The organism is Streptomyces odontomachicola, from assembly GCF_039605595.1.
GTDB lineage: Bacteria > Actinomycetota > Actinomycetes > Streptomycetales > Streptomycetaceae > Streptomyces.
Map to the genome: position 1 here is coordinate 1 of NZ_JBCFOK010000002.1, position 24560 is coordinate 24560.

At 71.2% G+C, this 24560-nt stretch carries 21 protein-coding genes; 14 read left to right on the forward strand and 7 right to left on the reverse strand.

Annotation, left to right across the window (positions count from 1 at the left end; genetic code table 11):
* Positions 1 to 184: 184 nt before the first annotated feature.
* A complete protein-coding gene (locus ABEE00_RS02680) occupies positions 185 to 1585 on the forward strand; it encodes an MFS transporter (RefSeq protein WP_345743556.1) in 1401 nt (466 codons plus the stop codon).
* Between the two features lie 61 nt (positions 1586 to 1646).
* Positions 1647 to 2567 carry a LysR substrate-binding domain-containing protein gene (locus tag ABEE00_RS02685; RefSeq protein WP_345743557.1) on the forward strand — a complete coding sequence of 307 codons (921 nt, stop codon included), beginning with the start codon at positions 1647 to 1649 and terminating at the stop codon, positions 2565 to 2567.
* Positions 2568 to 2570: 3 nt separating this feature from the next.
* On the opposite strand, the gene ABEE00_RS02690 is transcribed toward ABEE00_RS02685, so the two are convergent.
* Complete coding sequence (locus tag ABEE00_RS02690) at positions 2571 to 3323, reverse strand: oxygenase MpaB family protein (protein WP_345743558.1); 753 nt, start codon at positions 3321 to 3323, stop codon at positions 2571 to 2573.
* A 152-nt stretch (positions 3324 to 3475) separates the two neighbouring features.
* On the opposite strand from ABEE00_RS02690, the gene ABEE00_RS02695 reads away from it, so the two are divergent.
* The 4 genes from ABEE00_RS02695 to ABEE00_RS02710 all read left to right on the forward strand — a co-directional run bounded on the left by ABEE00_RS02695 (position 3476) and on the right by ABEE00_RS02710 (position 8984).
* Positions 3476 to 4042, forward strand: a complete 567-nt coding sequence (locus tag ABEE00_RS02695; protein WP_345744051.1) for a toll/interleukin-1 receptor domain-containing protein — start codon at positions 3476 to 3478, stop codon at positions 4040 to 4042.
* Positions 4043 to 4074: 32 nt separating this feature from the next.
* Positions 4075 to 5517, forward strand: coding sequence for a toll/interleukin-1 receptor domain-containing protein (locus ABEE00_RS02700; protein WP_345744052.1), 1443 nt, complete (start codon positions 4075 to 4077; stop codon positions 5515 to 5517).
* Positions 5517 to 7391, forward strand: a complete 1875-nt coding sequence (locus ABEE00_RS02705; RefSeq protein WP_345743559.1) for an SPFH domain-containing protein — start codon at positions 5517 to 5519, stop codon at positions 7389 to 7391. The genes ABEE00_RS02700 and ABEE00_RS02705 overlap by 1 nt, the downstream gene beginning before the upstream one ends.
* A gap of 177 nt (positions 7392 to 7568) precedes the next feature.
* On the forward strand, positions 7569 to 8984 hold the full coding sequence (locus tag ABEE00_RS02710) for a M14 family metallopeptidase (RefSeq protein WP_345743560.1): 1416 nt from the start codon (positions 7569 to 7571) through the stop codon (positions 8982 to 8984).
* Between the two features lie 74 nt (positions 8985 to 9058).
* Here ABEE00_RS02710 and ABEE00_RS02715 read toward each other — a convergent pair whose 3' ends face one another.
* Positions 9059 to 10273, reverse strand: coding sequence for a cation:proton antiporter (locus tag ABEE00_RS02715; protein ID WP_345743561.1), 1215 nt, complete (start codon positions 10271 to 10273; stop codon positions 9059 to 9061).
* 350 nt (positions 10274 to 10623) lie between these two features.
* Here ABEE00_RS02715 and ABEE00_RS02720 point away from each other — a divergent pair, with 350 nt between their 5' ends.
* The 4 genes from ABEE00_RS02720 to ABEE00_RS02735 all read left to right on the forward strand — a co-directional run bounded on the left by ABEE00_RS02720 (position 10624) and on the right by ABEE00_RS02735 (position 12819).
* Positions 10624 to 11061 (forward strand): DUF7144 family membrane protein, encoded by a 438-nt coding sequence (locus ABEE00_RS02720; protein ID WP_345743562.1) that lies wholly within the window; start codon positions 10624 to 10626, stop codon positions 11059 to 11061.
* 137 nt (positions 11062 to 11198) lie between these two features.
* Positions 11199 to 11744: a GNAT family N-acetyltransferase gene (locus ABEE00_RS02725; RefSeq protein WP_345743563.1), complete on the forward strand. Its 546-nt coding sequence runs from the start codon at positions 11199 to 11201 to the stop codon at positions 11742 to 11744.
* Entirely contained in the window at positions 11720 to 12547 is an 828-nt protein-coding gene (locus ABEE00_RS02730; RefSeq protein WP_345743564.1) for a class I SAM-dependent methyltransferase, read from the forward strand. The genes ABEE00_RS02725 and ABEE00_RS02730 overlap by 25 nt, the downstream gene beginning before the upstream one ends.
* Positions 12548 to 12627: 80 nt before the next feature.
* Entirely contained in the window at positions 12628 to 12819 is a 192-nt protein-coding gene (locus ABEE00_RS02735; protein WP_345744074.1) for a hypothetical protein, read from the forward strand.
* Positions 12820 to 13412: 593 nt separating this feature from the next.
* Here the strand turns inward: ABEE00_RS02735 and ABEE00_RS02740 are convergent.
* A complete protein-coding gene (locus ABEE00_RS02740) occupies positions 13413 to 13997 on the reverse strand; it encodes a TetR/AcrR family transcriptional regulator (RefSeq protein ID WP_345743565.1) in 585 nt (194 codons plus the stop codon).
* 71 nt (positions 13998 to 14068) lie between these two features.
* Here ABEE00_RS02740 and ABEE00_RS02745 point away from each other — a divergent pair, with 71 nt between their 5' ends.
* Together ABEE00_RS02745 and ABEE00_RS02750 are read left to right on the forward strand one after the other, a co-directional pair.
* A complete protein-coding gene (locus ABEE00_RS02745) occupies positions 14069 to 14962 on the forward strand; it encodes an NADP-dependent oxidoreductase (RefSeq protein ID WP_345743566.1) in 894 nt (297 codons plus the stop codon).
* Between the two features lie 262 nt (positions 14963 to 15224).
* Positions 15225 to 17192: an APC family permease gene (locus ABEE00_RS02750; RefSeq protein WP_345744053.1), complete on the forward strand. Its 1968-nt coding sequence runs from the start codon at positions 15225 to 15227 to the stop codon at positions 17190 to 17192.
* A gap of 45 nt (positions 17193 to 17237) precedes the next feature.
* Here the strand turns inward: ABEE00_RS02750 and ABEE00_RS02755 are convergent, their stop codons facing one another.
* Positions 17238 to 17942 carry a class I SAM-dependent methyltransferase gene (locus ABEE00_RS02755; RefSeq protein WP_345744054.1) on the reverse strand — a complete coding sequence of 235 codons (705 nt, stop codon included), beginning with the start codon at positions 17940 to 17942 and terminating at the stop codon, positions 17238 to 17240.
* 191 nt (positions 17943 to 18133) lie between these two features.
* On the opposite strand from ABEE00_RS02755, the gene ABEE00_RS02760 reads away from it, so the two are divergent.
* Positions 18134 to 18739, forward strand: coding sequence for a dihydrofolate reductase family protein (locus tag ABEE00_RS02760; RefSeq protein ID WP_345743567.1), 606 nt, complete (start codon positions 18134 to 18136; stop codon positions 18737 to 18739).
* Here the strand turns inward: ABEE00_RS02760 and ABEE00_RS02765 are convergent.
* The 3 genes from ABEE00_RS02765 to ABEE00_RS02775 all read right to left on the reverse strand — a co-directional run bounded on the left by ABEE00_RS02765 (position 18736) and on the right by ABEE00_RS02775 (position 21752).
* The gene (locus tag ABEE00_RS02765) at positions 18736 to 19554 is read right to left on the reverse strand and encodes a dienelactone hydrolase family protein (RefSeq protein ID WP_345743568.1); all 819 of its coding nucleotides are present in this window, start codon (positions 19552 to 19554) and stop codon (positions 18736 to 18738) included. The genes ABEE00_RS02760 and ABEE00_RS02765 overlap by 4 nt on opposite strands.
* Before the next feature lie 215 nt (positions 19555 to 19769).
* A complete protein-coding gene (locus ABEE00_RS02770) occupies positions 19770 to 20288 on the reverse strand; it encodes a flavodoxin domain-containing protein (protein ID WP_345743569.1) in 519 nt (172 codons plus the stop codon).
* 681 nt (positions 20289 to 20969) lie between these two features.
* Complete coding sequence (locus ABEE00_RS02775; protein WP_345743570.1) at positions 20970 to 21752, reverse strand: helix-turn-helix transcriptional regulator; 783 nt, start codon at positions 21750 to 21752, stop codon at positions 20970 to 20972.
* A gap of 311 nt (positions 21753 to 22063) precedes the next feature.
* On the opposite strand from ABEE00_RS02775, the gene ABEE00_RS02780 reads away from it, so the two are divergent.
* The gene (locus tag ABEE00_RS02780) at positions 22064 to 24424 is read left to right on the forward strand and encodes an MMPL family transporter (RefSeq protein ID WP_345743571.1); all 2361 of its coding nucleotides are present in this window, start codon (positions 22064 to 22066) and stop codon (positions 24422 to 24424) included.
* The last annotated feature ends 136 nt before the right edge of the window (positions 24425 to 24560 follow it).

The following is a 24560-nucleotide window of genomic DNA, read 5'->3' on the forward strand; positions in this document are numbered from 1 at the left end:
GGCGGGGGGGCCGGGGTGGGGCGCGGTGTGGGGCGGGGGCGCGCCCCCCGCCCCGGGCCGCCCCGGGGGGGGCCCGCCCCCGTCCACACCGGCGAGGCGACAGGCCCCGCCCCCTTCTTACGAGGAGAGCACCGCACCCCCGCACACCCCGGCAGGCCCCACCCACCCCTCCAAGGAGTCGCGCATGCCAGCCAGCACCACCGACGCGAGAGCGGCCGAGGCTGAGTACGAGGCCGAGGCGGCCACCGACGTCGTCGCCCTGCGCAGGAGCGTCGCCGCGGGCGCCATCGGCGTGTTCGTGCACTGGTTCGACTGGGCCGCTTACGCCTATCTGGCCGGAACGGTCGCGACCGTCTTCTTCCCCGCGGAGAACAGCACCGCGGGGCTGCTCGCCGTCTTCGGCGTCTTCGCCGTGTCCTTCGGCATCCGCCCCATCGGCGCGATGGTGTTCGGGCCGCTCGGCGACAGGATCGGCCGCAAGCGCACGCTGTCGCTGGTCATCTTCATGATGTCCGGCGCGACCCTGACCATCGGACTGCTGCCCGGGTACGCCGCGATCGGGGTGACCGCTCCGGTCCTGCTGGTGGTCCTGCGGCTGATCCAGGGGTTCGCCGCGGGCGGCGAGTTCGGCAGCGCGGCGAGCTTCCTGGCCGAGAGCGCGCCCAGGAAGCGGCGCGGATTCGGCGTGAGCTGGCTGGAGGTCGGCTCCCTGCTCGGCTTCCTGACCGGCTCGTTCGTCTTCCTCCTGCTCTCCACCGCGCTGGACGGGGGCCAGCTCACCTCGTGGGGCTGGCGCATCCCCTTCCTCATCTCGGCACCGCTCGGCGTCATCGGCTTCATCATCCGCAACAAGATCGAGGACACCCCCGAGTACCGCACCCTGGAGGCGCACGACACCGTCCCGCGCAGCCCCGTACGCGAGCTCCTGCGCTCCCACAGGAAGCAACTCCTGCAGGCCATGGGCCTGATGACGGCCATGCACGTGCCCTTCTACATGGTGCTCACCTACCTGGTCACGTACGAGACCGACCACCTGCACCACTCCGCCGACAGCGCGGCCGCGCTCTCCACCACGATCTCGCTGCTCGGGCTCGTCCTGGTCCCGCTCTTCGGCTGGCTCTCGGACCGCGTGGGCCGCAAGCCGGTCTTCGTCGGCGCCACCACCGCGCTGCTGGTCCTGTCCACGCCGGCGTTCTGGCTCATGCGCTCCGGCATGGCCGGTACGTGGATCGGCGGACTGCTCCTGGGCGCCGTACTCGCCGCGATCCTGGGCACGTACGCGGTGTGGTCGGCCGAGGTCTTCCCGACCCGTACGCGGCAGAGCGGGCTGTCCATCGCCTACAACCTCACCGCGGCGCTGTTCGCGGGGACGGTGCCGTACCTGATGACCGTGCTGATCTCCGCGACGGGGAGCGTGCTGGTCCCTGGCCCCTACATGATGGTGTTCGCCGTCGGGGGACTGGTCGCCGCGCTGACCTTGAAGGAGACGGCGGGGAACGCGCTGCTGCGGCCGGAGGATGTGGCGGAGGCAGGGCATGAGCCGGAGGTGGCGGAGGCGTCCGGCGCTGTCGCCGAGGGTCGTTAGCGGGCGTCGCGGATAGGGTCGCCGCTGCACGGCTGACCGGCTATGGGCGCGAGGGGCAGAAATGACGTCACCGGTGGGATTCACCTTCGTACAGCTCCGGTATTTCCTGGTGGCCGCTGAACGCGCCTCCATGACGGAAGCCGCCACGGAACTGCACATCGCCCAGTCGGCCGTGTCGGCGGCCATCTACAACCTGGAATCCGAGCTGCGCGTCCAGTTGTTCATCCGCCGGCGCGGGCGCGGGCTCACCCTGACCCCAGCGGGGGAGCGGCTCAAGCAGCAGGCGCGCGAACTGATGGCTCGTGCACGGGACGTGGAAAGGGAGGCGCGCGGAGACAGCGGCGCCCTTTCAGGCCCCGTGGCCGTCGGCTGTTTCCTCACCCTGGCCCCGCATTACCTGCCGCCGCTGTTCAGCGAATGCATGAGCCGCCACCCCGGCATCGAGATCGACGTCCTGGAGGCCGAGACGGACCAGCTCGTCGACGCACTGAAGGCCGGGAGCATCGACTTCGCCCTGACCTACGATCTGGGTCTTTCGGCCCAATTGGACCTGCACAGCGAAACCATCGCGCAGGCCCCCGCGTACGTCATCGTCCCCGCCGACCACCACCTGGCCGACCGGGGCACCGTGGAACTCGCCGAATTGGCGGCCGAGCCCCTGGTGTTGCTCGATCTGCCGCACAGCCGCGACTATTTCCGCTCGCTGCTCACCTCGACCGGTACGGCACCGAATGTGCGCTACCGCACCCAGAGCTATGAAACCGTCCGCTCCCTGGTGGCCCGCGGCCTGGGCTATTCCGTACTGAACCAGCGCACCGCCACCGACCAGACCTACGGCGGCGGCCAGATCGCCCAACTGCAGCTCCGCGACCCGGGCCCGCCCCTGCAGGTCCAGATCGTGTCGGTGAAGGGAATGGCCCAGACACCGCGTGCGCGGGCGGTCATGCAGTTGCTGAGGGAGGAGGCGGAGGCGCGGCCGTGAAAATCAGCGGTAATTGGCCTTTGCCAGCCGTAGGAGGAGCGGGGCGATAACCCGCGCGGAGACGGTGGGATTCCCGGCGCCGACGACGCGGCGCAACGGCGGGTCGAGCATCGCATCGGCGCAGGAACGCACAACGGGAGCCAGCACTTTGGGCGCCCTGTTGGTGAGCACGTCGCGGGTGGCATTCCACAGCGCCGCGGCCTCTTCCGTGGGGGCGAAGTGCTCCCGCTCGTACGCGTCCATCCACGCGGCGAGCGCGTGCCAGGTGGCGGGCACATCGCGGATGTCCATGCGCTCGGCGAGGGCGAGATAGAAGGTGTGGGCGGCGGCCTTCTCGGCGTCGGTGGTGGCGCGGCTGCCGCGCCGGTCGCACCAGCGCATCGGCGCGACCTCGAAACAGGCGAGGACGTAGCGGAATTCGTCCTGGGAGATGTCGAACCGCGAATGCATCCGATTCATCGCCCCGATGACCTGCTTGCCGCGCTCGCTCTCCAGCCCCTCTTTGAAGAGGACGTACATCATGTCCCCGGTCGCTTTGGCACGGGCCGCCGGCGCGTCGACGAGCTCACCGCTCCCCGCGAGGGTCCGCGCGATGGAGGGAATGGCGAAGGTGCGGTAGAAGCCGAGATTGATCCCGAAGAGCATGTCCCACGCCAATTCGCCGGAGACCAGGGCGCGTTGGAGTATCGCGGCCTGCTGGAGGTCGAGCGATGACGGTGAGCTCATACAGGCACCGCTTTCCTGCGCCGGGTCCATGGTGACCGGATATGTGCCACCCAGGCCCGAGGCTACCGCCCCGCCGAGCAGGGCTCGGGGCGCGTACGTGATGAGCGCACCGCACGACGCGAGCGCATATGCGCCTTGCGATGAAGCGGGTGACGGGCCGTCACCACCGGGGTAGCGTGGACATGATGGACGGGGAGTCGATTCTGGGGGCTGTCGGGACGGTTGCCACGGTCGTGGGGACGTACTTCAGCTATGTCACCGTCAGAGGGCAGTTACGTCGCCGGCACAGGAGCTCCGCCGACGATGACGAACCCCCAGCCCTCCCGGAATCCGGGAGCTATGACGCCTTCATCTCCCACACCGAGGCGGACTCCGAGCCGGCCGAGAGGCTGGCCTCCCGCTTGCGCGAGGGTGGGCTGAACGTCTTTCTGGCCAAGTGGATCGGGCCCGGCCTGATCGAGTACCTGGAGAAGGAGCGGGCACTCCTCGCCTCAGCCAACGGGGTCCTGCTCTTCAGCCGCTCCAGCATGGCGGACGCCGCGATCCGCGAGGAGTACGCGGCCCTGCTCCAGCGCGTGCACTCCGGCGGGCGGCGGTTCGTCCCGGTCCTGGTGGACGACGTGGCACTGCCGCCCTTCGCCCGCATCCGCAGGCCGCTGGACCTTCGTGACGCGAGCGCGTCGGAGTACGAGGAGCACGTCGCGGCGCTGATCGGGGCACTGCAGCCGCTCCGGGATGATGCTTCCTGAGCGCCGGGCAGGAAGGCCGGAGCACGCCGGCCATCGATGTCTTCCTTTCCTACGCGGCCGACGACGCCGACCGGGCGCGGGAGTTGGCCGACCGACTCGCCCGGCGCGGGCTCCAGGTGTTCTTCGACGAGTGGCACATCCTCCCGGGTGACGTGGTGGTGCATCAGCTCGATGCGGCGATCCGCGCGTCCGCCAACGCCATCCTGCTCATCAGCCCCGCATCGGGCACCTCGCCGCGGGCCCTCGAGGAGTACGCGGCCTTGGCGACCGCCGGCGCACAGCATGACCTGCGCTTCATCCCCGTACTGGTCGGCGACGTGGACCTGCCGCCCTTCGCGGCGAACCGGGTCTGGCGCGACTTCCGCAACATCGTCCCGGAGGAGTACGAACTCAAGGTCGAGGAACTTGCCGCCGTCGTGCGGGGCGCGCCGCCAGACCCAGCCCTGCCAGAGGCGGGGGAGCCGGCAGCGGGGTCGGTGAGCCGGGAGAACATCGACGCCGCTCTGCCCTCCTCGCCGCGCCCGGTCACCGAACCGGAACGGCCCGCCCTCGTGGTCTGCTACGCCTCCGCCGACCTCGATTATGCCCAGGCCCTGATCGGCCAGTTGAGGGCCGACGGACTGACCGTCTGGTCCGTCGGTGATCTGCGGCCCGGGGACGCGCAGTTCTGGAGCATCCGCCAGCAGTTGACGTACGCCACGGCAGTGGTCGTCCTCATGTCGCCCCAGTCCCAGGACTCCGACGACATCACCCGGATGATCCTGGAAGGGCTGCGGCACGAACGGCCCTTCTTCCCGGTGCTCCTGGACGGAGAACGCAACTACCACCTGGCGCACACCTGGTACGTCGACGCACGCGACGGACGGCTCCTGAGCCCGCACGAACTGGAGATGCTGCGCCGGCTCGACGAAGCGGCAGCCGAACACCGGCCGCTCGACCCGGCCACGGTGCTGCCCGCGCCGCTCGAGAGCCCACCGGTGCGGGCCGTGCGTGTCCCCGCTTCCGTCTCCCTCGACCGGCTCCATCACGCCCTGTGCAGCGGCGAGTTGGAACACGCCGACCTGCTGACCACCGCCCTGGTACTGGAGGCGGCCGACCGGCTCGACGACGGCTGGATGCGCGAGCGGCACGCCCGCGGCCTGCCCCTCGACGTCCTTGCCGGGATCGACGCGGTCTGGTCGGCGCAGACACAGGGGCGGCAGGGCTTTCGCGCGCAAGCGGCACTGGCCGGGGTGCGCGCCCCGCGGCACGCGGACTTCCTGGCGCTGTCGGTGGCGTGCGGGTGGCGCGGGTCCGTGGACGACAGTGTGTCCCGGCATTATCGGGAGTTCGCCGAATTGGCCGGTCCAGGCCGCCGCACCGGCTTCTTCCCGACGCTGCGCAATCCGCAGTCCGAGGGATTCCCGGACTGGTACGACCAATGGATGTCCACGGTGCTGGCTACGCATCTGCGTTTGAGGAATGGGGGATCATAGTGCTGGATAAGCCATGGTATTTACTCAAGCGATTCCAGATCACCGCGGGTGTTCTGGTCGTGCTGGTGGTCATCGGAGTGTCCGTTCCGGTGCTGTTGTCCGTCATCTTTCCGGTGCTTTTCGTTGCAGCCGTAGTCTTCGCGAAGGGGTTCGTGTACATCTCCCGTGACAAGGTGGGCATCGTCACCCGGGAGTACGGCAGGGCCCATCCGGACTTTCGCAGGATCACGCCGCACACCACACGCGGCGTGCTGGCGCAGACGCTCCTTCCGGACCGCAGGCGCTGGTTGTTCCCGGGGTTGTACACGGTCCGTCCCGTGGACCGGGTGTACGTGCCGGAGGGCAGCATCGGCATGGTCATGGCCAAGGAGGGCCGGCGCCGTCCGCCCGGCCGCACCGTGGCCCTTCCGGTGGAGTGCGACAACTTCCAGGACGGCCAGGCGTTCCTGCTCGGGGGAGGTGAGCAGGGCAGGCAGGCCACGACGCTGAGCGGCGGCCAGTGGTACTCCATCAACACGGACCTGTTCGAGGTCACCACCGTGAAGCGCACCTACGTGCCGGCCGGCACCATCGGGCTGGTGCGCGCGCGAGAGGGCGGCATCCGACCGCCGGACCGCTTCTTCGGGCCGCACGTGGAGTGCAGCAACTTCCAAGACGGTGCGAAGTTCCTGGCAGGCGGCGGAGAACAGGGCCGGCAGATGGCAGTCCTGGCCGGAGGAGCGCACTACGACATCAACCCCGCGCTCTTCGACGTCACCACGGTGGACAACCTCGGCGGCGACTCACCGGACGCGGGCGGCGACGAGGTTACCGCCGAGCACCTGCGGGAGATCTCCGTACCGATCGGCTACACCGGCGTCGTGACCACGCTCGATGGGGGAGCCCCCGCTTCGGGTGACGATGAACTGGGGCCGGTAGTGCCCGGGCATCAGAGTTTCCGGCTGCCGTGGGTGTTCCTGGAGCGGGGAGGCTGCCGGGGCGTGCAGGCGGAGACCCTCGGCGAGGGCACCGTATACGCCCTCAACCCCTGGTTCGTGCGCGTCATGCTGATCCCCACCCGGGTCCTCATCATGGACTGGACCGAGAAAAGCGCCTCGCAGTCCAGGAATTTCGACGCGGACCTCGAACAGATCGTGGTGACCGTCCAAGGCCACAGGCTGCACGTGGAGATGAGCCAGACCCTGCAGATCCCCCGGGAATCCGCCCCCAAGCTGGTCCGTACGTTCGGCGGCACCCAGACCTCGGGCATCGGCGGCCTGGAGGTCGACCCGCTTCCTGTGCAGCGATTCGTGGAACGGGTGCTAGGGGCCACGGTCGAGTCGTACTTCAATGAGATCGCCGCCGCTACCAGCATCGCCGACTTCCTGAACACCTATTCCGAGATCCGCACCGACCTCACGGCGCAAGTGCGCAATGCCCTGCTGGCTTGGGGAGTGGAGGCCAAGCGCACGACACTGGGCCAGTTCCGCGCCGAGGACCAGGGGCTCAACGAAGCCCTCAAGGAGAAGTTCGCTGCCGAGACGCGCGGGGAAGTCCTCGAGGTCGAGCTCACGAACGAGCGGACCAGGGACGAGATCGACGAGATCCGGGTACGCAGCGAGCGCCGACGGGCCGCTCTCGAACTCGAAGCGGAGATCGAGGCGTTGGGCCGTGACAATGCCGCGGTGATCCGTATCGTCCGGGAGATCTCCGGAATGCAGGTGCCGAATTACATCGGCGGCGGGGACATCTCCAGCTATATGGAGGCCCTGCCGATGACCGCCGTGGGCAAACTCATGGACCAACTGCGAGAACTGCATTCGGATCAGCAGCTCGATACGTCCACATCACGACTGCGGCTGTCCAAGGGGGAGTCTCCCGAGGCAGAAGCCTGAGAGAGCGGAGAGCCGGCTCGAGGCGGCCATGCCGCCCGCGCACGGCGTTGAGGCGCTGCAACACCTCCCGTGGCCCGGAACAGGCCGGAATGCCCCTGTGCCCCGGCACCCCGCGCCAGCACGATGGTCCCGCACAGCCCACCCCCACCCGTCGCACTGGGAACCCCAGGAGTTGCGATGCCACAGGAGAATCAGCGCAGGAACCGCCGCCCCGCGATACGCCGCTTACGCAGCAGGACCGTCGCCGCAAGCGCCGTACTGGCTCTGGCGCTTGCGGTCCCGGTCACCGCGCAAGCGACTGCCGCGCCACCGGACAGCGGACGGAGCGGGCAGAGCGGACAGCAGGAGAAGACCGCGCAGGACAGACCGGCGAACAGCGAGAAGAGCTATCGGGTCGGCGGCGTTGGGACGCGGCAGGAGCGCAGCCGGATCGCCGCGACCGGAGTGTCGATCGATGCCGTACGCCGCGGCTCGGTGGTCATCACCGCCGACGCGGCCGGCGTGCGTCAGGTCAGGGAACTGGGCCACGCGGTGACCGAGCTGCCGGGGCCGCCGCGGCGTACGAAGGCCGGCCAGGCGCCCAAGCCGAAGGACTTCCCGCCCAAGGACTCCGGCTACCACAACTACGACGAGGCCATGAAGGCCGTGGACGGGTACGTCGCGAAGTACCCGGACATCATGAAGAAGCAGGTCATCGGCACCTCCTACCAGGGTCGCAAGATCGTGGCGGTGAAGGTCAGCGACAACGCGGCCAAGGACGAGGCCGAGCCCGAGGTCCTCTTCACCCACCACCAGCACGCGCGCGAGCACCTGACCGTGGAGATGGCGCTCTACACCCTGGGCGAGTTCGGCGCGCAGTACGGCAAGGACCCGCGGATCACCAAGCTCGTCGACAGCCGCGAGCTGTGGATCATCCCCGACGCCAACCCGGACGGCGGCGAGTACGACATCGCCACCGGCAACTACCGCATGTGGCGCAAGAACCGCCAGCCCAACCAGGGCACCAGCCAGGTCGGCACCGACCTCAACCGCAACTGGGCCTACAAGTGGGCCTGTTGCGGCGGCTCAAGCTCCAACCCGCGCAGCGAGACGTACCACGGTGCCAAGGGCGAATCGGCCCCCGAGGTCAAGGTCATCGCGGACTTCGTACGCAGCCGGGTGGTCGGCGGAAAGCAGCAGATCACCGCGAACATCGACTTCCACACGTACGGCGAACTGGTGCTGTGGCCCTACGGCTACACGACGAAGGACACCGCCGAGGGCCTCTCGCAGGACGACCGCGACGCGTTCGCGACCGTCGGCACGGCCATGGCCAAGAGCAACGGCTACAAGCCGGAGCAGTCCAGCGACCTGTACATCACGGACGGCTCGATCAACGACTGGCTGTGGGGCAGCCAGCGGATCTTCTCGTACACCTTCGAGATGTATCCCGGCTCGGGAGGCGCGGACGGCTTCTATCCGCCCGACGAGAAGATCGCCAAGGAGACCTCGCGCAACCGCGAGGCCATGCTGATCCTCCTGGAGAACGCGGACTGCATGTACCGCTCGATCGGCAAGGAGGGGAAGTACTGCAAGGCCGAGCGGCAGAGCTGACGGTTCAGGGCTGATGGCCCGGCCCCGCAACTCCCGTAATCAAGCCGGGAGGTGCGGGGCCCACCGCGCCGCGCTCACCAGCTCTCCGACTCCGTCGCGTACTCCTGCCCCGGCGAGGCCGCGCACTGGCGCGGGCGCAGCTTCACGGTGAGCAGGGGGAAGACGAGTACGGAGATCATCGCGGCGCCGACCAGGGACGCCGCCTCGGACCTGCCCAGCACGCCCTCGTCGACGCCGATCGTGGTGATCGCGACGACCAGCGGCAGGCAGGTGGAGGAGTACAGCGCCAGCGCCCCGCGGTCGGGTCCGCGCAGGTCGCGCGGCGCCAGCAGCCAGGCGGGCAGGCCCCGTACGAGGAGGAAGAGCACCAGGAAGGCCGGGAGGAGCAGCAGGGCCCGGCCCCCGCCGAGCAAAGCGGCGAGGTCGAACTTGATGCCAGTCACGATGTAGAACAGCGGCACGAGGAAGCCGAACCCCATCGCCTCCACCTTCCCCAGCACCTCCCCGCTGCTCTCCGGCGCCGCGCGCAGGAACACCAGCCGCGTGAGCACCCCGGCGACGAAGGCGCCCAGCAGCACGTCCAGGCCGAAGGCCTGGGAGAGCGCGAGCATCGCCACCAGGACGAGCATCACGAAGCGGACCGCGAACTGGCCGCTGGTGTGCAGCGTGCTGCGGATGATCCGGCTGAACCACGAGGGCCGCGGACGCAGCGCCCACCACACGGCCGCCGCGGTCACGGCCGCGAAGACGGCGAGCACCGCGGCCGAGGTCCCCGGCGCGCGGCCGCCGAGCAGCACCGCCATGGCGATGATCGGCCCGAATTCGCCGACCGCGCCGAAGGCCATCACCACTTTCCCGAAGCGCTCGCCCAGTTCCCCGCTCTCGCGCAGCATCGGCAGGACCGTGCCCAGCGCGGTGCTGGTCAGCGCGGTGCCGATCACCACGGCCTGGGAGCCGTCGCCGGCCGTGAGCGCCAGCCCGACCCCCAGCCCCAGGGCGAGGGAGAGCACCCAGGCCACCGAGGCCCGGCGCAGGACGGCCCCGCGGATGGCGGCGAACTCGATCTCGTAACCGGCCGTGAAGATGAGCATCGACAGGCCCAGTTCCGAGAGCGTGTCGATGACCTCGTCCTGCTGTGCCCAGCCCAGGACGTGCGGGCCGATGAGGATGCCCAGCACCAGCTCGCAGATGACCAGCGGCACGCGCACGTGGTACGCCGCGCCGTGCGCCAGCAGCGGGGTGAGTGCGGCGACGGCCATGATCAGGATGAGGGTCGGCGACTGGGTCATGCGGCCGCCCCCGCATCGCCCTGAGCACACGCGTACGTTCCCCCGCCACGCATCGGCACCCGGCCGCCACGCGTCGGCACCCTTCGCCCTGCCGGGGCGGAGGCCGGGGGAACGGTACGGACGCGCATCCTCCGAGCGTCGCGGCGGGGGAGGGGGAGCGCATGCGGGGCGGACCGGGCAGGGGAACGCCGGTGCCGCGCGCACCGGGCCGGCGCCGCGGGCGGCCGCTCGTCACTCGTATGGGCGCCACGAGATGGCCGCGCCCGGGAGGCCGCCGCAGGCTCGACCTGTCTGTCGCGCCGTCGGCGCCCTGCTGCGGACGCCCGGCTGGCACAGGGAGGAGCAGCGGCATGTCCGACACAGCCAAGAACTCCACGGGGACGAACTCCACGGGGGCCGCGCGGAAGGGCGGCGACGCCGACGCCTGGGCCAGCGGCGGAGTCGTCTTCGCCGGCGCGCTGATGCTGCTGGACGGCGTGCTGGGGGTGCTGGCGGGGATCGCGGGCATCGCCGAGGACGACGTCTTCACCCGCCTCGGCAGCTACGTCTTCAAGTTCGACCTCACGACGTGGGGCTGGATCCACCTGATCGTCGGCATCCTGGTGGCCCTGGCCGGAGTGGGCGTCCTCAACGGCTCGGCGTGGGCGCGCATGGTCGGGGTGGGCCTGGCGTCGGTGATGGTGATCCTCCAGTTCCTGTGGCTCCCGTACCAGCCGCTGTGGTCCCTGATCTCCATCGCGCTGGCGGTGTTCGTCATCTGGGCGTTGACGGCGCGGCGGTTGCCGTGAGGTTGCCTGGGGCGGCGGTCGCCGCGCCGTGCGAGACCGGCAAGGGGCGTCGGCGCCGCGGATAGGGCAGCCCGCGCCGCCGGAGGGCCGGCCGCTCGCTAGGCTCCCTTGTCCAACGGACCGGGGAGGAACCTCACATGAGCGGCACCACGTTGCCCTTTCCTGAGCGCATCGAGCTCACGGGAGAAGGCCTCGTCCTGCGTGACTGGACGGAGGCGGACCTGGCCGCGATGCCGGATCTGTTCGACCACCCCGACATCGCGTACTGGACGCCGATGGCGTCCCCCTTCGACGCGGCGGCGGCCCGCGCACGGCTGGACCGGGACCGGCAGCTACGCGCGGAGGGTACGACCATCTTGCTCGCCATCACCGTGGACGGACGCGCGCCGCTGGGCGAGGTGATGCTGCGGCGCGCTCCTGAGGGGATGGAGGTCGGCTACGCGGTCGGCCCGGCGCACCGCGGTCAGGGGCTGGCCGCGCGGGCGGTCCGGGTGGCGGCCGCGTACGCCTTCGAGCAACTGGGCGCGGAGCGGGTGGTCCTGGAGCTGGAGGCCGAGAACGGCGCCAGCGTCGCGGTGGCCTCCAAGGCGGGATTCCGCCTGCTCGACGTGCCGCTGATCGAGGGGGAGGAGAAGGGGCGGCCCTACACCCTGCAGACGTGGGGGCTGTCGCGGGCATCGTGACCCACACCGGGATCCCGACCGCCGCGCGCCCCCAGCGGGCCCGCTCCAGAGAGGCAGCCATGGCCGATCACATCGCGCAGTACGACGAGGACGCCGCCCAGCACTACTTGGGGCTTCCGCTGATCCGCAAGTACGCGGAGTACCCCACATTGAAGAACGCCGTCGGGAGTCTGCGCGGGAAGCAGGCGCTCGACCTCGCCTGCGGGACCGGCATCTACACCCGTGCCCTGCTGGAGTGGGGCGCGGAGCGGGTCGTGGGGGTGGACGCGGCCGCGGACATGCTGCGTGTCGCCGGGCGGCTCACGCCGGCCGGCGCGCCGATCACGTACGAGGAACACGACGTGCGGGACATGCCGTTCCTCGGCGCATTCGACGTGGTCACCGCTGTGTTCCTGCTCAACTACGCCCGCAGCAGGGAACAGCTCGACGCCATGTGCGAGCGGATCGTGGCCCACCTGAAGCCGGGCGGTCGCTTCGCCGGCAGCATCACGAACTCCGGCTACGACCCCGAGCACCCGCACGACACCCGCTACCAGGTCACGTACGGGCGCATGCCGCAGCACGCGGACGGCGACACCATGAGCTTCACCCTCTACGACCAGGACCGGCCGATCACGCTGGAGACCGTGTACTGGACCAACGAGACCTACCGCGCGGCGCTGAGCGAGGCCGGGCTGGTGGACGTCGAGGTGAGCGGCTGGCAGGTCTCGGAGGAGGGAGTGGCGGAGTACGGGGCGGAGTTCTGGGCCCCGTGGGTGGCATCACCCGCCCTCGCGGTGGTCACCGGCCGGCTGCCCGAGTAGCCGGGGCCTGCGGTGAGGCCGTGGCGTCTGGCGGAAATTCACGGGCGCGCGGCACCCCCCCCGTACGCGACACCCCCCGTATGCGGGGCCGATCGGCCCCCGGCCTCGCAGGTCACGAGGCCGCCGTGGTGCTCCTGCGGCGCCGGGCCGTCATGGTGCTGGTCTTCGTCGGCACCTTCGACGGGCCCTCCATCGAGCCCGCCACCCTCAGGCGCGAGACCACCGTGATGGTGCTGACCGTCGCCGTGGTCGTCGTCACCGGCAACCACTGAGGAGCGGCGGTCGGTGCTGACTGCCAGCCACCAGCCACTGACGACCGGCGGCCGCTGCTGACCGCCGACCACCGGTGACCCGAGTCGCCCAGGACGCGGGGCGCAGATCGAACTCACGCCGCCGAAGCCGGAGTTCCAGGAGACGTGGACCCTGGAATTCATCCGGCCCATCGAGGCGTAGCAGCGCAGGGACCGGATGGGGCGGCACGGGCCCGGCCCGGTCGCCCCATCGTTCGGAGCCCCGCTCGGGGCCTGCTGACGACCTCTTCAGTGCCCCGCGGCGCGCGCCTCCTCGCGTAAGCAGGTGGGGCAGGGCTGTGCGGGTGCGATCAAGTCCTCCAGGCAGCAGGGTTCTCGGCAGGTGCACGGTGGCCGGTGTCGGGACAGGAGCAGCAGCGCGCCGGCAGCGGCGGCCCTCAGGGTGGTGCGTCGTGTCATCGGGGCGCCAGCTGCCCGCGCGGATCTTGCGGCAACCTCCTTACGGGCGGCGGACATGTTGCATGTGCGACGGCCCTCACCGGTACGGGTGGAGCGGCGGGGGACAGGTGCAGGGCAGGCGCGCCGTCAGTGCGCGACGGCCGCCCCGCGCTAATTCACGGCAGTGACGCGCCTGCCGCCTCCCACGCCGCCCCGACCATCGCGAAGATCTCGTCCAGCGCCGCCTCCGGATCGTCCGCCTCGCGGGCCAGCGCGTACGCGTCGATCACGAAGCGCGCGACCGCCCGGCAGGCGGTGGTGGTCTGCGGCAGGTCGGGCGCCTGGTCGAGGGCGTCGGCCAGGGACTCCGCGTGGCGCAGGCGCATCGACTCCTCGTACTCCCGCAGTGCGGGCGTTCCCTCGATCATGCGCCAGACCGGCGCCGCGCCCTCCGCCGTGCAATGGCGTACGAGATCCCGAACCTCCTTGCGCAGCGCGGGAATCAGGGGCTCGTCCGGCGCCCTGTCGGTGACCGCGCCGGTCAGGCGCTGCTCGAAGTCCGCGTCCTGCGCGAAGACCAGCGCCTCCTTGGCGGGGAAGTGGGCGAAGAGGGTGGTCACGGCCACGTCGGCCTCGGCCGCCACCTCGCGGATGCCGACCGCCTCGTACCCGCGTTCCAGGAAGAGCCGCAGCGCGGTGTCGGCGATCTTCTGGCGGGTCGCGGCCTTCTTGCGTGCGCGGCGTCCGGGCGGCTCGGTCATGCCGTGACCCTAGCAGTTACGGAAGTGCAACGACTCAAAAACCCTAACGGTTAGTGCTACTGTTCCGCGGCATGAAGAGAGTGAGCTTCGCCGAATTCGGCGGCCCCGAGGTTCTCCGCCTCACCGAAGCCGAGGAGCCCCACGCGGGCCCCGGCCAGATCCGCATCGCCGTACGCGCGGCGGGCGTGAACCCCGTCGACTGGCGCCTCCGCGAAGGCCAGAAACTGGGCGCCCATCCCATCCGACTGCCCACAGGCGTCGGCCTGGACGCCGCCGGAGTCGTGGACGAGATCGGCGAGGGAGTCGAGGGCGTCGCCCTCGGCGACCCCGTGTTCGGCGAAGGCATCGACACCTACGCCGAGTTCGCCGTGCTGACGGCCTGGGCCCGGATACCCGAGGGGATTTCGTACGAGGAGGCGGCCGGCTACCCCTCCGTGGTGGAGACCGCGCTGCGCGTCCTCCGCGAGGTCGGCGTACGGAGTGGGCAGACGCTGCTGGTCAGCGGCGCGGCCGGGGGCGTGGGCTCCGCCGTCCTCCAGATCGCCCGGGACCGCGGCATCACCGTGATCGGCACGGCCGGCGCCGCGAACCAGGACTACCTGCGCGACCTCGGCGCCCTCGCGACCACGTACGGAGAGGGCTGGCCCGACCGCGTGCGGCGGCTCGGGCACGTCGACGCGGCGCTGGACCTGGCGGGTTCGGGCGTCATCCGCGAACTCGTCGAGCTGACCGGGGACCCGGGGAAGGTCGTCTCCATCGCCGACCTCGACGCGCCGCGGCTGGGCGTGCGCTTCTCCGGCGTGGCCGGGAGCGTGCCGGACGCGCTCGCCGAGGCGGTCGGGCTCATCGCGCGCGGCAGCCTGCACATCCCGGTCGCGAAGTCGTACACGCTGGCCGACGCCGCGGCGGCGCACATCGACAGCGCGGCGGGGCACACCCGCGGGCGCCGGGTCCTGATCGTCTGAACGCCGCCCGGGGCCCCTGAGCGACTGAACGCCCGGGGCCGGCTGCGCGTAGTCCTCACGCGGGCCCTCTCGTGGGGCCTCCCGTGAGTCCTCACACGGATCCTCGCGTGGGGACCGCGCGCAGCCCGGGCGTGCCCGGCGCCGTGCCCCGGCGCCCGGTGCCCTGTGCGTACGCCGCCGTGATGGATACTCGCTGCGGAGCGCGAGCGCACACGGCACCGACAGACACGGAGCACCCAGCATGACCAGCAGCGACGCGGCGATGAGCGAGGCCACCCACGCCCGCGGCGAGAGCCGGGACCGGTCCGGGAGGCTGCGGAGCTGGCTGCTGGAGGGGCTGGCCGAGCAGACGGCCCGTCACCCGGGCCCGCACGGCACGCCGGCGGCCGAGCACAAGGGCCACCCGTGGTGGCGGGTGATGTGCCTGACCGGCGTCGACTACTTCTCCACCCTCGGCTACCAGCCCGGCATCGCCGCGCTCGCCGCCGGGCTGCTCTCGCCGCTCGCCACCCTCGTACTGATCGCGCTCACGCTGCTCGGCGCCCTCCCCGTCTACCGGCGCGTGGCGCGCGAGAGCCCGCACGGCGAGGGCTCTATCGCCATGCTGGAGCGGCTGCTGCCGTGGTGGACGGGCAAGCTGCTGGTGCTCGTGCTGCTCGGCTTCGCCGCGACCGACTTCATGGTCACAATGACGCTGTCGGCGGCCGACGCCTCGGCGCACGTCGTGGAGAACCCCTTCGCGCCGAGCTGGCTGCACGGCGAGAACACCTGGATCACCCTCGTGCTGCTCGCCGCGCTCGGCGCCGTCTTCCTCAAGGGCTTCCGCGAGGCGATCGGCGTGGCCGTCGTCCTCGTCGGCACCTTCCTCACCCTCAACCTCGTGGTCCTGGCCACCGCCGCCTGGCAGGTCCTCACCCACCCCGCCCACATCGGCAGTTGGACCGACGCGCTCTCCAAGGGCCACTCCTCGCCGCTCGGCATGATCGCGGTGGCGCTGATCGTCTTCCCGAAGCTGGCCCTGGGCATGTCCGGATTCGAGACGGGCGTCGCGGTGATGCCGCTGGTACGTGGGGGTTCGGCCGACACCGAGGCGCGGCCCGAGGGGCGCATCCGCGGCACGCGGAGGCTGCTGACCACCGCGGCGCTCATCATGAGCTGCTTCCTGCTGGTCTCCAGCCTGGCGACGACGCTGCTGATCCCGCAGCACGAGTTCGCGCGCGGCGGCTCGGCCAACGGCCGCGCGCTGGCCTACCTCGCGCACGAACACCTCGGCAACGCCTTCGGCACCGCCTACGACGTCTCGACCATCGCGATCCTCTGGTTCGCCGGGGCGTCCGCGCTCGCCGGGCTGCTCAACCTCGTACCGCGCTATCTGCCCCGCTACGGCATGGCGCCCGAATGGACCCGCGCCGTGCGGCCGCTGGTGCTGCTGTTCATGGCGATCGCGGTGTTCATCACGCTGTGGTTCAACGCGAACGTGGACGACCAGAGCGGCGCGTACGCCACCGGCGTGCTGGTCCTGATGCTCTCCGCGTCCTTCGCCGCCACCATCGCGGCCCGGCACCGCGGCCACCGCGCCGCCATGGTCGGCTTCGGCGCGATCACGGCGGTCTTCGCGTACACCACCGTCGCGAACGTCGTGGAGCGGCCCGACGGCATCAAGATCGCCGCACTGTTCATCCTCGGCATCCTGCTCTTCTCCTTCGCCTCCCGCGTCCACCGCGCCTTCGAACTGCGCGCCTCCGACGTGACACTGGACGAGACGGCCGCGCGGCTGGTGGACCAGGCCGCGGGCCACGGACCGCTGCGGGTGATCGCGAACGAGCCGAACGAGCGGGACGAGGCCGAATACCGCGAGAAGGAGTACAGCCAGCGCGAGCAGACCCACATCCCCGACGGGCGGCCCGTGCTGTTCTTGGAGGTCACCGTGCAGGACTCCTCCGACTTCACCACCGAGCTGCATGTGCACGGGGTGGAGCAGTACGGCGCGAGCATCCTGCGCGTCGAGGGCCCCGGCGTCCCCAACACCATCGCCGCCGTCCTGATGATGATGCGCGACCGCACGGGCCGGGTCCCGCACGCCTACTTCAACTGGACCGAGGGCCACCCCCTCGGCCACCTGATCCGCTTCCTCGTCTTCGGCGACGGCGAGGTGGCGCCGGTGGCCCGCGAGGTTCTCCGCCGGGCGGAACCGGACCCGGAGCGGCGGCCGCGGGTGCATGTGGGGTAGAGGCGCGGGTGTACGGGGTTGCCTTGCGGGCTCAGAACCGGCTCATCAAAAGGGCCTGAACTCCTTGAAGTCCGGTGTCGCGGGCGGGATCGGCAGTCGGTAGGCGCGGGCCCGCGGACGGCCGTCGTCCTCGGCGGCCGTGCCGTCGGCCAGGGCGCCCGGCACAGGACACCACCCCAGGTTGGTCTCGAAGTACGCCGCGGCGGCGCTGACCGAGGACCACCACACGTCGTCCAGCACCACGACGCCGCCGGGCCGGACGATCTCGTTCAGGAAGTGCAGGTCGACGAACACGTTGTGGAAGTGGTGGCTGCCGTCCACGAACGCCGCGTCAGCGCCGAAGCCCGCACCGGCGAGCTTCGGGAGGAAGCGCTGCGACGGTTCGGTCACCAGCTCCGCGACGCCGTCCAGCCCGGCGCCGCACAGCAGCTCCCAGCCCACACCGTCGTACGCCGTGTACTGGTACGGATCGATCACCACATGCCGCGGGGTCGGAGCACCGGCGCGCAACAGCGCCTCACCGATGGCCAACGCCGAGCCGGCATAGCCGAGCCCGACCTCGACGACCGTGCCCGCGTGCTCCTCCACGAGCAGATCACGCACCTGATCGCCATCACGCCCCGGAACCGTCACGGTGCCGAAGTCCGGAGCCCCTTCGGGCCTCCGCGGCGGCCCCCGCTCGACAAGCTCACGCCGCACGGCGGCGACCTGCTCCGCCCACTCGTCCTCGGCCCCCTCGGACCACACCATCGAACTCACCGGCCACACTCCTCATCACTGCCGCTGGGGACACATGCCGGGGGCCACTGTGACATCTGGAGAGTCCGTGGAAGTGCGCGGCAACCTGTGGCCCGGCGCCGGGATTCCGCGCCGGGATCTCCTGCCCCGCTGATGAATTTCCGGCCGCCGTACGGTCCACCCTTCGACGAAGGGAGTGCGTCATGCGCAAGGTCATCGTGTGTACGTTCCTGACGCTGGACGGTGTCATGCAGGCGCCGGGCGGGCCGGACGAGGACGTGCAGAGCGGGTTCGCGTACGGCGGGTGGCAGAAGCCGGTGACGGACGACGAGGTCGGCGCGGCCATCGCGGATTGGTACAGGCACTGCGACGCGCTGCTGCTGGGCCGCAAGACGTACGAGATCTTCGCCTCGTACTGGCCGGCCGCCGACCCCGCCAACCCGTTCACCGACCGGATGAACAGCACGCGGAAGTACGTGGCATCGCGGAGCCTGACCTCCGTCGCGTGGCAGAACTCCACGCTGCTGGAGGGCGAAGCCGCCGATGCCGTACGCGAGTTGAAGGCGTCCGACGGCGGCGAGATCAACGTCGTGGGCAGCGGCGACCTCGCCCAGACCCTCATGCGGCACGCCCTCGTCGACGAGTACCGCCTGACCGTCCACCCGGTGATCATCGGCACCGGCAAGCGGCTGTTCGCCGACGGGGCGATCCCCACCGCGCTGGGGCCGGTCAGCGTCTCGACGACGAAGGGCGGCACCGTCATCGGCGTCTACCGGCCGAAGGGGAGGCCCAGCTACGACAGCTTCTAGGCGGCTCCGGCTCCGGCTCCGGCTTCGGTCCCGTCCCGGGAGGCTCGGCCCTGGCGCAGGTGCCGCGTCAAGAAGCGGGCCGCGGCCTCCCCCGCGAACTGCGGGACACCGGTGTGCCCGCCCATGTTCGCGTGCAGCGTCTTCTCCTCGGAGGCGAAGGCGTCGAACAGTTCCAGGGCCGCCTGCCGGTCGTTTCCCTCGTCGTCCCACTGCAGCAGGACGTGCAGGGGAAGGGTGAGCCGCCGGGCGTCCTCGTACGTGACGCGCGGCATGAAGCTCCCGGCGAAGAGGACGGCCGCCGCGATGCGCGGCTCGACCAGCGCCAGCCGGATCGCGATGGAGATGACGCCGCCCGAGTACCCGACCGGGCCGTCGGCGATCTCGGGCAGTGCCAGGAGGGCGTCCAGCGTGGCCTGCCACTCCGGTACCGCCTTGTCGACCAGCGGGAGGACGAGCCGGTCCACGATGTCCTCGCCGACCGGTTCGCCGGCCTCCAGCGCCCGGCGCAGGTCGGCGCGCGCCTGTTCGGCGACGGGGGAACGGGGCCGGTCACCGCTGCCGGGCAGCTCGATGGTCGCGGCGGCAAAGCCCTCAGCGGCGCACTGCCGGGCCCGGCCCAGCAGCCGGGGGTGCATCTTGTGCAGTCCGCCGGGGTGGCCGAGCAGGATCAGCGGCGCCGGCGTGAAGGAGGAGTCGGACGTGGAGTCGGACGTGGAGGCGGATTCGGGCGTCCACAAAGTGCCGGGAATCTCGCCCAGGATGAATTCGCGCTCGAGAACGCCGTCATCGAGGCGCCGCGCAGAAGCGAAGTGCATGGTCGGCATGGTCGTGCCTTTCGGGAGTGCGCTGAACGGCGCTCCCGGACGACCTATCGCCCGACCGTGACCCTGGAGGAGAGCACCCACGTCGATACGTTCACGGGTACCACCTCCTCGTTCTCTCGCACGGCCTCCGGAAAGGTAGCAGCGGCCGCCGTGGGCCGCCAACGGGTTTTACGGGGGCGTCGCGCGGGCCGAGGGGGCGGGGGCGCTTACGAGGACGTGTCCTCGCCGAATTCGGCGTCGAGTTCGCGGCCGATGCTGCGCGCCCATTTCTCGACGCGTTCGCGGTCGCGGAAGTCGCCGCCGCGCCCGGCGGCCACGATGCGCCGGGCAACCCAGCCGCGCGCGGCCTCGTCCAGGCGGCCGCCGAAGACGACGTGTTCGCGCGCGTCCACGCGGATGGTGGCGCGCTTCGCCTGGGGTACGAGGGGCAGCTCGCGTTCCGCCGCCGAACCGTCCAGCGGCCCGCTGCTGAACAACCACACAGGACGCCGGGCCAGTTGCCTGCCATGACGGCGCGCGAACCGGCGCGCGTCGCGGTGCCAGCGCCCCGCGTACAGGGCACCGCCCAGCACCACGGCGTCGTACGCCTCGGGCGGGGGCATCTCCGCGGCGGAACGAGCCCGCGCCACGCACCCGTGCTTCCGCAGGACGTCCGCGATCCACTCGGCGATCTCCGCCGTCGATCCGTTCTTGCTGCCGTACGCGACCAGCACGTGAGGAGGCACGCGATCACCCCGATCCGGTCCGTGCGAACGAGGGCCCGACAGCTTGAGTGTGGGTGCGGGCAGGGGGTTGGGGGAGGGGCCGCATGGCCCTGCTCTGGGGGTGCGGGCGCATCGCTCTGGAGGGTGCGGCGCATCCGGGTACGCGGCGCACCCGGCGCGCCGGGAATTCGCTCGCCGCGCCCCGTACGGATGGCTACCGTCGTCGGCCGTGGTGGACAGGGGAGATCCCGAAGATCCCAAGCCCGAAGATCCCAAGGAGGTCGTCCGGCGTGGCTACGACGCCGCGTCGCGGCGCTACGACGCGGCGTACGGCGGCCCGGCGAAGTATCGGCCGTGGCTCCTTGACCTGCGTAAAAGTTTCTTTCGACGCGGTCGTCTCCTTCTACGCCCTCATCCACCTCCCGCTGGCCGAACAGCCGCCCCTGCTGCGAAGATCGCCGGCTGGCTGCGTCCGGGAGGCTGCTTCGCGGCGACGACAGGGCATGGCGCGTGGACCGGCACCGAGCAGGGCTGACTCGGCAGCGGAGCCCCGATGTGGTGGAGCCACACGGACGTCGGCACGAACCGCGAGTGGATCACGCGGGCGGGGTTGGTGGTGGAGCGGGAGGAGTTCGTACCGGAGGGTGCTGGCGGGCATGCGTTCTTTTGGGCGCGCCGCCCCTGAACGGGCCCTGGGGTCGCCTACAACCACTCGATCGCCGCCGCCAGTTTGGACGGTGACAGGCCGAACATCTCGCGGGTCACCCGTGTCAGATGTGCCGAGTCCGTGAAGCCCGCAGCCGAGGCGGCGTCCGTGAGGGAGGCGCCGGCGCGGACCTCCCGCATGGCGCGGCGCAGGCGTTCCCAGCGGCGGCAGTGGGTGAAGGAGAGGCCCAGTTCGGCGGTGAAGAGGCGGCCCAGGCGCCCGGCCGAGATGCCCACGTCCTCGGCCAGGGACCGCAGCGTCACCGGGTCGTGGACCGTACGGGGCAGGCGGGCCAGCGCCTCCGCGAGCGCTGGATGGCGCGGGCGGCCCGCCTCGTACGGCAGGTCGCAGACCGCGGCGAGGAGCGGGGCGAGCGCCGCGACAACGTCCTCGCGCGTGGTACGGGGCGGAAGGTGGCGCATCGGGTCGCCGGGCGCACCGCTGTACGCCTCGGCCGCTGCCGCCCAGGTAGTGACGTCGAGACGGCTGTTGGGCGTCGGCGCCGTCGACGCGATGCGCGCGTCCAGGGCGCGCGCCGCCGTGCTGTGCGCGTCCAGCCACACCATGACGCCGTGTGCGCCGTACGACTCCGTGACGTGCGGCGCCCCCGCCGGTATCACCGCCGCCGTCACTTCGCGGGCCGGAGCGCCGCCGTGCGGGGTGCTCAGAGTGACAGTGCCCCCGTTGGTCACGAGCAGCATCTGCCAGGCGCTGTGGGCGTGGGCCGGGGCGGTGGAGAAGGGGCCTCGGTAGATGAGCCGGCCGGGTTCGAGGAGCACCGAACCGGGCCAGGTCCGGGCGCTGTTGGCCGCTTCGCCCGGGCCTCTCGGCCTCTCCGGCTTCGGGCTGTCCGGACGCCTCGCAGCCGCGTTCTGACGCACCGTCGGCCCCCTCGGCTCGACCTGCGAATCGCCGCCAGTTTAGGGCGGTTGCTGCGTACGGGGCCGGCGCGCGCAGCACGGGTCGTGCGGAAGGTGGCGGCTGCGTACAAGGCGGGGTGTGGTCGGGGCCGTGACACTCGGCGGTATCCCAGTGGCCCATCCACGAGAGGCCGACGCCCATGTTCGATCGGGACCGGGACGGGAACCGTGTGCATGCTGTGCTGTACCGCAGGCGGGCCCTCGTCCTGTGGATCAGCGCCGTGCTGATGGTGCTCGCCGCCGTCGGTGGGTTCGGGGTGGAACACCGGCTGCAGCACGGCGGGTTCACGGATCCGCGGGCCGAGTCGGCGCGCGCCGAGAAGGTGTTGTCGGAGCAGTTCCCGGGCGCGGACGACGATCTCGTCATCCTGCTGACCGGGCCTGGCCGTGAGCGCGCAAAGGGAATCGGAGCCGGCGGTGTCGACGACGCCCGAATCCGCCGTGTGGGAGCGGACCTGACCCACCGCGCCCAGCACGACCCCGGCGTCCGCGCCGCCACCTCGTACTGGACGGCCGGCGGCGCCCCAGAACTGCGCTCCACCGATCACCGCACCGGCCTCATCGCACTCTCTCTGCGCGGCAACGAGGACCGGCAGGCCAAGACGGCCGAACGGCTCGTACCCGAACTGCGCGCCCACGACGGCGGGCTCGTACTCCAGGCGGCAGGCAGCGCCCAGGTGCAGGCCGAGGTCGGCAAGCGCACCGAGCACGACCTGCTCCTGGCCGAGGTGCTCGCCGCCCCGGTCACCACCGTCCTGCTCCTGCTGGTCTTCGGCAGCGCGGTGGCGGCAGCCCTGCCGCTGGTGATCGCGCTGCTGTCCATCCTGGTCACCCGGGCCGTGCTCAACGCCCTGGCGAGCGCGGCCTCGGTGTCCGTGTACTCGATGAACCTGACCACCGCCCTCGGACTCGGCCTTGCCATCGACTACAGCCTCTTCGTACTCGCCCGCTTCCGCGAGGAGCTGCGCGCCGGGGCCGAGGTCCCCGAAGCGCTGCGGCGCACGCTGCGCAGCGCCGGGCGCACGGTCGCCTTCTCCGCGCTGACCGTCGCGTTGTCGCTGGTGGCGCTGCTGGTCTTCCCGCAGTTCTTCCTGCGGTCCTTCGCGTACGGCGGCATCGTCGTAGTGCTGACGGCGGCGGCCGGCGCGGTCCTCGTGCTGCCTGCGCTGCTCGCCGTGCTCGGGCACAGGGTCAACCGGTACGACGTCTTCGCGCGCTGGCGACGTAAGGCCCCTGTTGTCCCTGTTGCTTCGGGTTTCGCACCCCGTACGGCGTCCGAGGGTCGCTGGTACCGCTTCGCGCACGCCGTCATGAAGCGCCCGGCGATCTACGGCAGCGCCGTCGTGATCCTTCTCGTCCTGCTCGCCTCGCCGTTCCTCCAGGCGTCGCCCGGGCTGTTCGACGATCGCTCGCTGCCTGCTGGTTCGCAGGTGCACAGGGCGACGGAGCGGTTGCGCGAGGGGTTCGCGCCTGCCGCGACCCGTGCGATGCCGGTCGTCGTCGAGGGTGTCGGCGGGGGCGATGGTGTGGGCGGCCGGGACTTCGCGGCTCTCGACCGGTACGCCGCCGCGCTGTCCGGGGTACGGGGCGTACGTATCGTCTCCGGGCCGACCGGCGACTACGCGGGCGGGCGCCACATCCCCGTAACCGCCTCCTCCGCGCTCCAACAGCGGGGCGGCGACGTCCTGTTCACGGTCGTGTCCGCTGCCGCGCCGGACGATGACGCGACGGGCGCGCTCGTGCATCGCGTCCGCGCCCTCGATCCGCCGACCGCCGCCGCCGGAGTGGGCGCGGCAGGCGACAAGGTGAGCGTCTCCGTCGGCGGCCGGGCCGCGGACATCGCCGACAGCCGCGCAGCGATCGGCCGGGTCACTCCGGCGGCGGTCGGCATCGTCGTGGGCTCGTCGCTGGTGCTGCTGTTCCTGTTCACCGGGAGCGTCCTGATGCCGGTGAAGGCGCTGGTCCTGAACGTGCTCAGCCTCAGCGCCACGTTCGGCGCCATGGTCTTCGTCTTCCAGGACGGCCACCTGGACCTCCTCGTCGGCAGCCCGCCGCACACCGGGCACATCGACGCGGCCATCCCGATCCTCACGTTCTGCGTGGCGTTCGGCCTGTCGATGGATTACGAGGTCTTCCTGCTGTCCCGAATTCGCGAGCGCTACCTGCAATCACGCGACAACACCGAGGCGGTCGCGTACGGGCTCCAGCGCACCGGCGGCATCATCACCGCGGCCGCCGCGATCATCGCCGTGGTCCTGGTCATCTTCGCGATCTCCGGCGTCACGCTGCTCAAACTCCTCGGCGTCGGCCTCGCGCTCGCCGTGATCCTCGACGCGACACTGGTGCGCGCCATCCTCGTACCGTCCTTCATGCGCCTGGCCGGCCACGTCAACTGGTGGGCCCCGGGGGTGCTGCGGCGGGTGCATGGGCGGGTGGGGTTGCGTGAGGGGGGTGCTGATGAAGCGGGGGTTGGTGCTGGGGCAGGCGCGGAGGCGGGGGTGGCCTCTGCGCGGGGGCCGGCGCGTGGGTGAGGCGGGTGGTGCGTCACGGCCCGCCTTTGTGCTCAAGCGCCGCGCTGGGTATGCGTGTTGGTCGCCGGTCGCCGGTCGCCGGTCGCCGGTCGCCGGTCGCCGGTCGCCGGTCGCCGGGGCTCGGTTGCTGGAGCTC

Coding starts and splice junctions, on each gene's coding strand:
- ABEE00_RS02735 (WP_345744074.1), top strand. CDS start 12,628: ATGCGGGGCCGATCGGCCCCCGGCCTCGCAGGTCACGAGGCCGCCGTG.
- ABEE00_RS02720 (WP_345743562.1), top strand. CDS start 10,624: ATGTCCGACACAGCCAAGAACTCCACGGGGACGAACTCCACGGGGGCC.
- ABEE00_RS02765 (WP_345743568.1), bottom strand. CDS start 19,554: ATGCACTTCGCTTCTGCGCGGCGCCTCGATGACGGCGTTCTCGAGCGC.
- ABEE00_RS02715 (WP_345743561.1), bottom strand. CDS start 10,273: ATGACCCAGTCGCCGACCCTCATCCTGATCATGGCCGTCGCCGCACTC.
- ABEE00_RS02685 (WP_345743557.1), top strand. CDS start 1,647: ATGACGTCACCGGTGGGATTCACCTTCGTACAGCTCCGGTATTTCCTG.
- ABEE00_RS02750 (WP_345744053.1), top strand. CDS start 15,225: ATGAGCGAGGCCACCCACGCCCGCGGCGAGAGCCGGGACCGGTCCGGG.
- ABEE00_RS02710 (WP_345743560.1), top strand. CDS start 7,569: ATGCCACAGGAGAATCAGCGCAGGAACCGCCGCCCCGCGATACGCCGC.
- ABEE00_RS02755 (WP_345744054.1), bottom strand. CDS start 17,942: ATGGTGTGGTCCGAGGGGGCCGAGGACGAGTGGGCGGAGCAGGTCGCC.
- ABEE00_RS02725 (WP_345743563.1), top strand. CDS start 11,199: ATGAGCGGCACCACGTTGCCCTTTCCTGAGCGCATCGAGCTCACGGGA.
- ABEE00_RS02680 (WP_345743556.1), top strand. CDS start 185: ATGCCAGCCAGCACCACCGACGCGAGAGCGGCCGAGGCTGAGTACGAG.
- ABEE00_RS02690 (WP_345743558.1), bottom strand. CDS start 3,323: ATGGACCCGGCGCAGGAAAGCGGTGCCTGTATGAGCTCACCGTCATCG.
- ABEE00_RS02695 (WP_345744051.1), top strand. CDS start 3,476: ATGATGGACGGGGAGTCGATTCTGGGGGCTGTCGGGACGGTTGCCACG.
- ABEE00_RS02745 (WP_345743566.1), top strand. CDS start 14,069: ATGAAGAGAGTGAGCTTCGCCGAATTCGGCGGCCCCGAGGTTCTCCGC.
- ABEE00_RS02760 (WP_345743567.1), top strand. CDS start 18,134: ATGCGCAAGGTCATCGTGTGTACGTTCCTGACGCTGGACGGTGTCATG.
- ABEE00_RS02740 (WP_345743565.1), bottom strand. CDS start 13,997: ATGACCGAGCCGCCCGGACGCCGCGCACGCAAGAAGGCCGCGACCCGC.